Source organism: Hydrogenophaga sp., from assembly GCF_031426985.1.
Taxonomy (GTDB): Bacteria; Pseudomonadota; Gammaproteobacteria; order Burkholderiales; family Burkholderiaceae_C; genus Hydrogenophaga.
Genome location: NZ_JASJOY010000095.1, coordinates 22,096 through 31,555 on the forward strand (window position 1 = coordinate 22,096; position 9,460 = coordinate 31,555).

7 protein-coding genes and 1 pseudogene are annotated in these 9,460 nt (G+C 69.4%); 2 read left to right on the forward strand and 6 right to left on the reverse strand.

Annotated features, from left to right (window positions below):
* Positions 1–155: 155 nt before the first annotated feature.
* Genes RMP09_RS12135 through RMP09_RS12160 form a run of 6 tightly spaced genes read right to left on the reverse strand, consistent with a single transcriptional unit; the run spans position 156 to position 6,548 of the window.
* Positions 156–1,454, reverse strand: coding sequence for a TRAP transporter large permease (locus tag RMP09_RS12135; protein WP_310566226.1), 1,299 nt, complete (start codon positions 1,452–1,454; stop codon positions 156–158).
* Positions 1,451–1,972 carry a TRAP transporter small permease gene (locus tag RMP09_RS12140; RefSeq protein WP_310566227.1) on the reverse strand — a complete coding sequence of 174 codons (522 nt, stop codon included), beginning with the start codon at positions 1,970–1,972 and terminating at the stop codon, positions 1,451–1,453. Before RMP09_RS12140 ends, RMP09_RS12135 begins: the two co-directional genes overlap by 4 nt.
* A 15-nt stretch (positions 1,973–1,987) precedes the next feature.
* The gene (locus RMP09_RS12145; protein ID WP_310566228.1) at positions 1,988–2,998 is read right to left on the reverse strand and encodes a TRAP transporter substrate-binding protein; all 1,011 of its coding nucleotides are present in this window, start codon (positions 2,996–2,998) and stop codon (positions 1,988–1,990) included.
* Positions 2,999–3,033: 35 nt separating this feature from the next.
* On the reverse strand, positions 3,034–3,807 hold the full coding sequence (locus RMP09_RS12150; RefSeq protein ID WP_310566229.1) for an SDR family NAD(P)-dependent oxidoreductase: 774 nt from the start codon (positions 3,805–3,807) through the stop codon (positions 3,034–3,036).
* 53 nt (positions 3,808–3,860) lie between these two features.
* On the reverse strand, positions 3,861–5,243 hold the full coding sequence (locus RMP09_RS12155) for a four-carbon acid sugar kinase family protein (RefSeq protein WP_310566230.1): 1,383 nt from the start codon (positions 5,241–5,243) through the stop codon (positions 3,861–3,863).
* A gap of 30 nt (positions 5,244–5,273) precedes the next feature.
* Entirely contained in the window at positions 5,274–6,548 is a 1,275-nt protein-coding gene (locus RMP09_RS12160; RefSeq protein ID WP_310566231.1) for a ribulose-bisphosphate carboxylase large subunit family protein, read from the reverse strand.
* A 135-nt stretch (positions 6,549–6,683) separates the two neighbouring features.
* On the opposite strand from RMP09_RS12160, the gene RMP09_RS12165 reads away from it, so the two are divergent.
* Entirely contained in the window at positions 6,684–7,568 is an 885-nt protein-coding gene (locus RMP09_RS12165) for a LysR substrate-binding domain-containing protein (protein WP_310566232.1), read from the forward strand.
* A 448-nt stretch (positions 7,569–8,016) separates the two neighbouring features.
* Positions 8,017–9,460 (forward strand): annotated as a pseudogene (locus RMP09_RS12170) (hypothetical protein); the annotation flags it as partial.

Below are 9,460 nucleotides of genomic sequence, written 5' to 3' on the forward strand. Positions count from 1 at the left end.
CGCAGCAGACCGTCGTGAACGGCCACGGGCGAGCGTTCACCTGCTCGCGTTCTGAGCGGCACTGACGGCCCGGACCTGCTCCACGGCGACCGGTGGCCGGTCCAACCGAGGGGCCGGCCCATCCCGTGCCACCAATGGTGGACGGGGCCCGGGGATCAAAAGAAACGGTACCAAAGTGCCAGCTGTGGCACGTAGGTGATCAAGACCATCACGACCAGGCACGCCACCAGGAACCACCCGAGGTTGCGCAACAGGTCGATGATCGGCACCCGGTTTGTCCGCGCCGCCACGTAGAGGTTCGCGGCCAGCGGCGGCGTCAGCAGCCCGAGCTCGATGTTGGTCACCAGGATGATCGCAAAGTGGATCGGGTCGATGCCGTACTTCGCCGCGGTGGGCGCCAGCAAGGGCCCCATCAGCAGCGTCGCCGCGTTGGTCTCCATGAACATGCCGACAACCAGCAGGATGACGTTGACCACCAGCAGGAAGACGATCGGGCTGTCGGTCACGGTGACCGCCCACATCGCGATCGATTGCGGCACCTGCTCCAGCACCATCGCACGGTTGAAGATGCTGGTGAAGCCGATGATGACCAGGATCGCCGCGCCGGACAGGGCGGCGCTCAGGAAGATCTTCTCCAGGTCGCGCACGCCGACAGCCCGGCTGACGAGCGTGACCAGCAGCGCGTAGAGCGCCGCGATCGCCGCCGCCTCGGTGGGCGTGAAGATGCCCGAGTAGATGCCCCCCAGCACCAGCACCGGCAGCATGAGCGCAGGCACCGCCCGGACGAACACGCTGGTGCGCGAGGCGGGCGCGGCATCGGTGGCGGGCCTGGCTTCACCGGAAGGCACTGCCGCCGGCTTTTCTTTGCCGCCGGGCAGCACCCGACGCGCGAGCGAGGCGTGCACGATCATGAAGGCCACGATCATGACCATGCCCGGCCCGAGCGACGACAGGAAGAGTTCCGTGATGGACACGCCCACGATCGAGCCGTAGAGGATCAGCGGAATCGAAGGCGGGATGAGCACACCCAGCAGGCCGGCCGACGCATTGAGCGCCGCCGTGTAGCCGGGCGAGTAACCACGTTCGATCATCTCCTTGCCCACGGTGCTGCCCATCGCCGCCACGGTCGCCACCGACGAGCCGGTGATGGCCCCCATCAGGGCGCTGGCCAGCACCATGACATGGCCCAGGTGCGCCTGCAGCCGCCCGATCAGCAGGTCGCACACGGCGGTGAGCTGGCGGATCAGCCCCCCCTGGCTCATCAGCTGCCCACCCAGCAGGAACAGCGGGATGGCCAGCAGGGGAAAGACGGTGATGGTGTCGTAGGTGATCGAGGGCAGCACCGACCAGTCGATGTTCCACCGTTCGGCGTTGACCATCACCAGCAAGGTGAAGGCCACGCCGACGGGCACGCCCAGCAGAAGAAAGAGGATGAGAGCAGGGCCGATGATCATTTGTGCTCCTCGCTGATCGGCGGTTGATGGGTCGCGGCACGGATCAGCTCGGCGACGGCGTGCAGCACCACCAGCGCCATGCCCAGGGGAAAGAAAAATGCCGGAATCGCAATGGGCGTTCCCAGGTCGAGCCCCCGCTCGCCGGAACCGAGCGCGGCCAGGAAGAACTCCTGCGCCGTCCAGAAATACACCGCGCCGAAGACGATCATGGCCAGCGCCGTGATCACCCGGCCGATCCGGCGGACCCAGGGGCTCTTGACCTGCTCGATGATGTCCACGGCGATGTGCGTCCCGGTGTAGGTGCACATCGCCGCGCCCACGAAGGTGAGCGGCGCCATCGCGAAGATGGCGATCTCGCCGGTGTCTGGCAGATGGAGGTTGAAGTACCGCACCGCCACGCTGAAGGAAATGCCCACCAGCATGGCGACGAGCGAGACGATGCAGATCCACTTCTCGACGCGGAACGCATGGCGTTCCACCGAGAAGAGCCACGTGCTGGCGCGTGCGCTGGCTGACATGGGCTCCTCCGTCGCTTATTTGCGGGCGGCCGCGGCCTCTTGGCGCAGCGCAGCGATGCGATCAGCACCGTAGGTGCCCGACAGCTTTTCCCACACGCCCTGGCCCACCTTCTCGAATTCGGCCATGGCCTGCGCCGACGGGCGGACGATCTTGATGCCGCCGGCCTCGATCTTCTTCAGGAAGTCCGCGTTGAGCTGGCGGTTCTTCTGGATCTGCTTCTTGGTCACCTCGGCGGCCGTGTCGGTCAGGACCTTCTTGTCGGCGGCGGACAGCTTGGCCCAGAACTTCGAGCTCGATGCCACCGTGCCCATCGCGTAGACGTGGTTGGTCAGCGTCATGTGCTTCTGCGTCTCGAACAGGCGCGATTCGTAGGTGATGCTGGCGCCGTTGTCCTGGCCGTCCACGGTCTTCTGCTGCAGCGCGGTGAACAGCTCCGGGAACGGCATCACGACGACCTGGGTGCCGGCTTCCTCGAAGAAGCCCTTGATCGCGGCCGATCCGGGCACCCGCAGCTTCAGGCCCTTCAGGTCCGACGGTTTCTCGACCGGGCGGCTGGAGTTGGTCACGGCGCGGAACTCCAGCTCGAAGAAGCCGAGGGTCTCGATGTTCTGCTTGTTGAGCGTCTCGCGCAGCGTGGTCTGCAGCACGCCCTTGGGGTTGTAGAAGATCGCGTCGACCTGCTTGAAGTCGGATGCGATGTAGGGCAGGTAGTGGATGTCGAGCAGCGGGTTCAGGCCGGCGAGTGAACCGGGGTTCAGCAGCGCCAGTTCCAGCGAGCCTCGCGACAGCTCGCGCGCCTGTGCCTGCTCGCCGCCGAGCTGGTTGGCCGGGAAGACCGTGATGCCGATCCGGCCCTGGGTGCGCTCACCCACCAGCTTGGCGAACTCCTGTGCCGCCTGGTCCATGGTGCTGTTGGCGGCGAAGACGTGGCCCATGCGGGCCTTGACCTCCTGGGCCATGGCCGGAACGGCGGCCAGGGTGGCGAGTGCGAGCGCGGCGCCCGCGATGAAGTTGCGCTTGTTCATGGAGTCTCCTCTTAGGGTGGAAAAAAATTAAAGATTCAGATGCCCCGGGCGCCAGAGGCCAGGAAGCCGCCATCGACCGGCAGGGTCACGCCGGTCACGAACCCGGCGTCCTCGGACACCAGGTACATCACGGCCGCGGCAATCTCGCCCACGGTGCCGTAACGGTTCATCGGGATCGCGTTCTCGTACTCCCGACGGAATTGCTCGGTGTGCAGCGCGCGCGTCATCGGCGTGTCCACCGGTCCGGGCGCCACGGCGTTGGAGGTCACGCCCTTTTCGGCCAGCTCGACCGCCATCTGGCGGGTCAGCGCGATCACCGCGCCTTTGGACGTGCCGTAGGCCGTGCGCCCCGAGCCGACGGCGCGCATGCCCGCCACCGAGGCGATGTTGACGATGCGGCCCCACTGGTGGCGCACCATCAGGCGCGCCGCGCGCTGGCTGCACAGGAAGGTGCCGGTGACGTTGACGGCCATCGTGGCCGCGAAGTTGTCGTCCGGAAATTCCAGGAAGGGGTAGACCTTGGCGATGCCGGCCGAGTTGACGAGGACGTCGCAGCGGCCGTGTCGCTGCTCGATGGCGGCGAAGGCGCTGTCGACCGATGCGGCATCGCCGACGTCGATGGCCTGCGCTTCGGCGGCGGCGCCGTCGGCGCGCAGCTGGGCCGCGGTGGTTTCGGCGGCGGCCAGGTCGCGGTCGGCCACGACGACGGCAAAGCCCGCGGCGGCCAGGCGCTGGCAGACTTCGGCGCCGATGCCCATGGCGCCGCCGGTGACGACCGCGACGCGCTGTGGTGTGTTGGTGGATGGCATGAGAGATCTCCTAGGTGGTTCCGTGTGGATGGTTCAGTGCGTCAGGCCACGCATCAGGCCGCCGCGGCGCTGCCCCGCAGCGCACGGACGAAGTAATCGGGAGCGCCCATCTGCCCGCCCTTGAGGGCCAGTTCGAGCCCGCTCAGGTGGGGCGCCGACGACAGCACGGCACACAGCGGCGCGCCGGGCGCCAGGCGGGCACGGATCTCCAGCGCGTCGGGGCCGAGGGCCTGGGTGATGCGGCTGGACGTGTCGCCCCCCGACAGCACCAGGCGGCGCAGCCGGTGGCGGCGCACGATGGCGTCGACCACGATCCCCAGCCGTTCACTGACCAGCCGCCCGCTCTGGTGGCGCGCCTGCTCCAGGTTGGAGCCCCGCATCTGCAGACCCTGGATCAGGCGGGCCACCCGCGGGTCGGCCGGGCCGCGCGCGGTGTGCATCACGACGCTGGCGCCACTGGCCAGCGCGCTGACCACCTCGCCCACGAGACGCGCCTCGGCGGCCGCCGTGTCCGGACCGATGGTCAGCGCCTCCACATCGATCGCCACCTCGCGGAAGCCGGCATCCAGCGCCGCCTCGATCTGCATCGCACTGAGCTTGGAGGCGCTGCCCGAGACGACCAGCACCTGGTCGACGGCATCGAAGCTCCCGTAGGGGTCGGCCGACGCTGCGGCGCCTTCATGCTGCCAGGACTGCGTCAACGCGTACTCGACGCCCGACGAACCGACGACAAAGAGCGGCGCACCCTGCGCAGAGGCCATGTGCTGCAGGCAGTCGCCCGTCGCGGTCAGGTGTTCGGGGCTCAGTCCGTCGATCACCACCGCTTGCCGGGACGGCGCCATGTCGGCGATGCGCTCCGCCAGTGCGGCGGGCGACGCGGTGTCGAGCCAGGTCAGGGGCAGGTTGCCGATGGCCAGCGGCGCCTGTTTGCGCAGGTGCAGGGCCACGTCGGATTCCTGCATCGGCGTGACCGGGTGCACGCTCATGATCGGGTGGCGGTCGATGCGGTAGACCTCACCGTCGGTGCCCGAACGCGCGAACAGGTGGCCGAACAGGCAGTAGCGGCCCAGCGCCGGCGTGCTGGCCACGATGGGCACCACGGGCTGCGGGAAGATCGGCCCAGACAGCTCGATGACCCGGCCGATGTTGCCGACCGTCGGCGCGCTGTCGAAGGTGGAGCACACCTTGTAGTGCACGATCTGCGGCGCCAGGGCGGCCAGCCCGCTCAGCACGTCGGGCAGCTCCGCATCCATCTCGTCCGGCGACATGGCCCGGCTGGCGCCGGCCACGCCGATGGCGTCGAAGCCGCCCAGCGCGGCCATCTGAACCGCCGTCGGCACCGACAGGAAGAGCGCGCAGCGCAGCCCGCCGAAGGCCAGCACCTCCAGCGCATCGGTGGAGCCGGTGAAGTCGTCGCCATAAAAGGCGAGCTTCAAGGGGTGGGGTGTGTTCGTCGAGGTCATCGCTCACCGCCCGGCAAAGTGCACCAAGGCCCGCTGGAGTGCGGGGTGCGTTTTGGCGTAGGTGTCCAGGCCAATGCCGGCCACCGCCGCCTCCCAGCCTTCGCGCATGCTGGCCATGCCCGCGGCGATGCCGTCGGGGTGACCGATGATGCCGCCGCCGGCCAGGTGCATGAGGTCCACCGAGCCCAGGGCCGCGTACAGGTCCGGCGCCTGGCCCGCCCACTGGCCCGACGAAGACACCGGCATCAGCGCCTGCAACCCCGCCCAGGGCGACAGGCAGGCGCGGGCCGACGCGATGACCGAGTCGTCCGACTCACAGAATTTGCTGCGCAGGCCGTTGACGTGCAGGTGGTCCACACCGGCCAGGCGCCACAGCTTCTGGTAGGCCTGGAACGAGAAGCCCAGCCCCGGGTGCCGCGTGAGCGCACCCCAGCCGTTGCGGTGGCCGTGGATCGGCAGCTGCGCGTGGCGGCGCAGGTGCTCCACGCCGGCGAAGCCGACCCAGTTGACGCTGACCATCACGCAGCTGCCGCCCGCGGCCAGCACGGCATCGTGGCGGCGCAGCATCTCGTCAATCGAACCCGAGATGTTGATCGCGTACATCGGCATGCGGCCCAGGCGGTCGGCGTGGCGCTGCAGCACCGGCATCACGGCCCGCAGGCGCTCGTCGAACGGCGCATACGGCGGATCGGCGATCAGCTCATCGTCCTTGATGAAGTCGATGTCGGCCGCACACAGCTGGTCGACCAGTTCGGCGGTCTGGCCGGGCGTGAGGCCGATGCTGGGCTTGATGATGGTGCCGATCATCGGCCGGCCGTGGACCCCGGCCAGCTGCCGGGTGCCGGGCACACCGAAGGCCGGGCCGGCGAACTGGGCGGCGTACTCGGGCGCCAGGTCCAGGTCCAGCAGGCGCAGACCGGTGACCTCGCCCAGCTCGTACAGGTTGCCGGCCACCGTGGCCAGCAGGCTGGACAGGCTGGCGCCGACGTTCGCCACCGGGAACGCGATGTCGATCTCGGCCCGATGGAACACCCCCCCGTGCGGGTGGCGGTCGACGTAGGCGCTGGGCAGCGTGGGCTGCAGCGCGGGGGCGAGCGGCTCGATGCGGGTGACCCGGGCGCGTGAGCGCTCTTTCAGTTCGTCGGTCTCACCGGGCAATGCGAGGAAGGTGCCGCTGGATTGTTCGCCGGCGATGACCTGCGCGACCTTCTCGGAGGAGACCGAACTTTCGACGAAGTAGCGCGCGGTGAATTCGGCGCGGGTGGGGTTCTTGGCCATCGGGCTGTGAGTTAATTTCTAAGATGGATCGAACGATATTGGACATATCCCTTTTAGTAAAACGATATAAACTCCCGGGGCTGTGAGTTAAAGTCACAAGGCATCCGGGTTGACCCTAGGTCATCAAGCGCACACATGACCCCTTCCCATCGACTTTCGCTCAACGCATTGCGGGCTTTTGAGGCGACGGCGCGGCTGCGCAGCTTCAGCGCCGCGGCCGAAGAACTGTCGGTCACGCATGGCGCGGTCAGCCGCCACATCCGGATGCTGGAGGACCTGCTGGGCCTGGCGCTGCTGCAACGCACGGTGCAGGGCGCGGTGCCGACGAACGAAGGGCTTCGATTGGCAGAAGACCTCTCGACGGCCTTCGGGTTGATCCAGTCGAGCATCGAACAGCTCAAGCCTGGCCCGCTCACCCTGGCGTGTTCCGAGTCGATCATGATGTACTGGCTCATTCCCAGGCTGGGTCGCTTCAAGGAAGACAACCCCGAGGTGGAGCTGCGCTTCAACATGAGCCACGGGCCGATCGACTTCGCGCACGACAACGTCAGCGTGGCCATCCGTCTGTCGTCGATCGAGCCGCCCAAGGACGCCGTGCGCGCCGATGTGGCGCACGAGTGGATCGGGCCAGTGTGTTCGCCCGAGTACCTGCGACAGAACCGCATCGCGTCCTTCGAAGACCTGGCGCGGGCGCGGCTCATGGTCTCGCGCACCCGACCGACCGCCTGGGCCGACTGGGCGCGCTGCAGCGCGCAGCCGGACCAGAGCCTGCGGGTCGACCAGTCGTTCGAGCATTTCTACCTGCTGATCCAGGGCGCCCGCTGCGGCCTGGGCATGGCCAATGTGCCCCGCATGCTGGTGCGCGATGATTTGATGAGCGGCACCCTGGTCGCGCCCATGGGCTTTGTGCGCGGGCCCAACCGGCTGTCGATCTGGACCGCGCCGCACCTCAGCCGCCGGGCCGATGTGGTCAAGCTGGTCGATTGGTTGCACGACGAGCTGCGGGCCACCGAGCCGTGAATCCCACGGCTTCACCGCCCCGGGTCGGCCCGGCCACCGGCCGCTGTTGACGCGGGGCTGACCACGGCGTGGCACGGGGAGCCCCCACTCGGCATCCCGGGTGGCAAACCTTCGAAACACCCACACGCTGCGGCACGCCGTCCAGGTCGGCCGCATCGCCGAGACCGACCATGGGGATGAGGATGGGGCTGGGGATGGCTGTTGCGGCTGGATGACGCCGGAACGGCGGAAGCCGTGAGGCCACGAGGTGTCCATCGCCGGCCGCCGTCGCAGCAAACCGCTTCACCACCAACGGTCAGCGTTCAGCGCTCGGTTTCACTGGATCGAAAACCGCCCCCTATGGCGACCCCTCCGGCGCCCATGACCCATGGTGTGTCCGCCCACCGGGTCGAATCCCCACAGCGTGTTCGACTGGAGCACTTGCGCACCGGGCTGCACAATGTCCCGCATGCGGCCCCTTGACCACCCGACCCCGCCCACGCTGGCCAGCGCCCTGGACATGGCCCCGGTCCGGGACCCGCAGCCGCGGCGCCTGTCGGTGTCGGTGGCGTTCTCGCTGGCGCTGCACGCGCTGGTGCTGAGCCTGACCATCGGCGGCCAGGGCTTCGGGCGACCGGGCTTCGGCTTGCCCTGGCAGGAACGCCGGGTCGAGGTGCCCGCGCTGCAGGTGCTGCTGCTGCCGCCGGCCGACAGCGCCGTGGCGCCCGAGGCGCCCACATCGCCCTCACCCTCGCCGTCACCTTCGTCCTTGCCCTTGCCGGCTCCTGCGCGGCTGGAGGCAGCGTTGCGGGTCACGGACCCGCTGCCCGCACCGCCCGTGGCCGTGACACCGCTGCCGGCGCCTCCCTCGCAGAGCGCTCCGTCCGAACCCACGCCACCGCCCGCACCGGTCAGCGCGGTCGTGACCGAGGCGCCGGTGCGGGCACCGCCTGCCGCGCCGCCCTCACCCACCACCGTGCCGGCACCGCCCTCGGCCCTGCCCTCACCAACGCTCCCTCCACCGCCCCAGCCAGCACCCCTTCCAGCGCCCGAGCCGGCGGTGGCCGCCGTGCGCCTGGAGACGCCCTCCCCTGCGGCACCACCAGCGCGGGAGGAAGCACCGCCCCCCACCCCCATGCCCGCCCGAGAGACCCCGGCCGGGGTGGCGGTGCCAGGGCCTGTTGCAAGAGAGGAACCGACGGCGGCGGCGGCCAACGCTGTGGCCGCCGAAGAGGCCGCACGGCGGGAGGCCGCTCGCACCGAAGCCGCGCAGGCCGAGGCGGCGCGTGCGGAGGCGCAGCGGCAGGCGGCCGAAAGCGCCACGCTGGCCCGGCTGGCGATCGAACGCGAAGCGGCACAGCGGGCCGAAGCCGCACGTATCGAAGGCGAACGCACCGAAGCCCTGCGACGCGAGGCGTTGCAACGGGCCGCAGACCAGGAAGCCGCACAACGGCTGGAAGCCCAGCAGGCGGCGCAACGCCAGCAACAGGCGGCGCGGGCCGAGGCTCAACGGCAGGCCGAACAAACGGCCGCCGCCGATCGGGCCGAGGCCACCCGCCAGGAAGCACAGCGACAGGCCGTGGCACGGGACGAAGCCGCACGCGACGAGGCGGCACGTGCGGAAGCTGCGCGACAGGAAGCCGCTCGACAAGCTGCCGCACGCGAAGAGGCTGCGCGGCTGGAGGCGCAGCATCAGGCCCAGGCCCGCGCAGACGCCGCCCGAGCCGAAGCGGCGCGCGTCGAGGCGGCACGTGCGGAAGCTGCACGCTTAGAAGCCGCTCGACAAGCTGCCGCGCGCGAAGAGGCTGCGCGGCTGGAGGCGCAGCGGCAAGCCCAGGCCCGCGCAGACGCGACCCGGGCCGAAGCGGCGCGCGTCGAGGCGGCACGTGCGGAAGCTGCACGCTTAGAAGCCG

Excerpts from the sequence above, each read along its gene's own strand:
- RMP09_RS12140 (WP_310566227.1), bottom strand. The coding sequence starts at position 1,972 with ATGTCAGCCAGCGCACGCGCCAGCACGTGGCTCTTCTCGGTGGAACGC.
- RMP09_RS12135 (WP_310566226.1), bottom strand. The coding sequence starts at position 1,454 with ATGATCATCGGCCCTGCTCTCATCCTCTTTCTTCTGCTGGGCGTGCCC.
- RMP09_RS12165 (WP_310566232.1), top strand. The coding sequence starts at position 6,684 with ATGACCCCTTCCCATCGACTTTCGCTCAACGCATTGCGGGCTTTTGAG.
- RMP09_RS12145 (WP_310566228.1), bottom strand. The coding sequence starts at position 2,998 with ATGAACAAGCGCAACTTCATCGCGGGCGCCGCGCTCGCACTCGCCACC.
- RMP09_RS12160 (WP_310566231.1), bottom strand. The coding sequence starts at position 6,548 with ATGGCCAAGAACCCCACCCGCGCCGAATTCACCGCGCGCTACTTCGTC.
- RMP09_RS12150 (WP_310566229.1), bottom strand. The coding sequence starts at position 3,807 with ATGCCATCCACCAACACACCACAGCGCGTCGCGGTCGTCACCGGCGGC.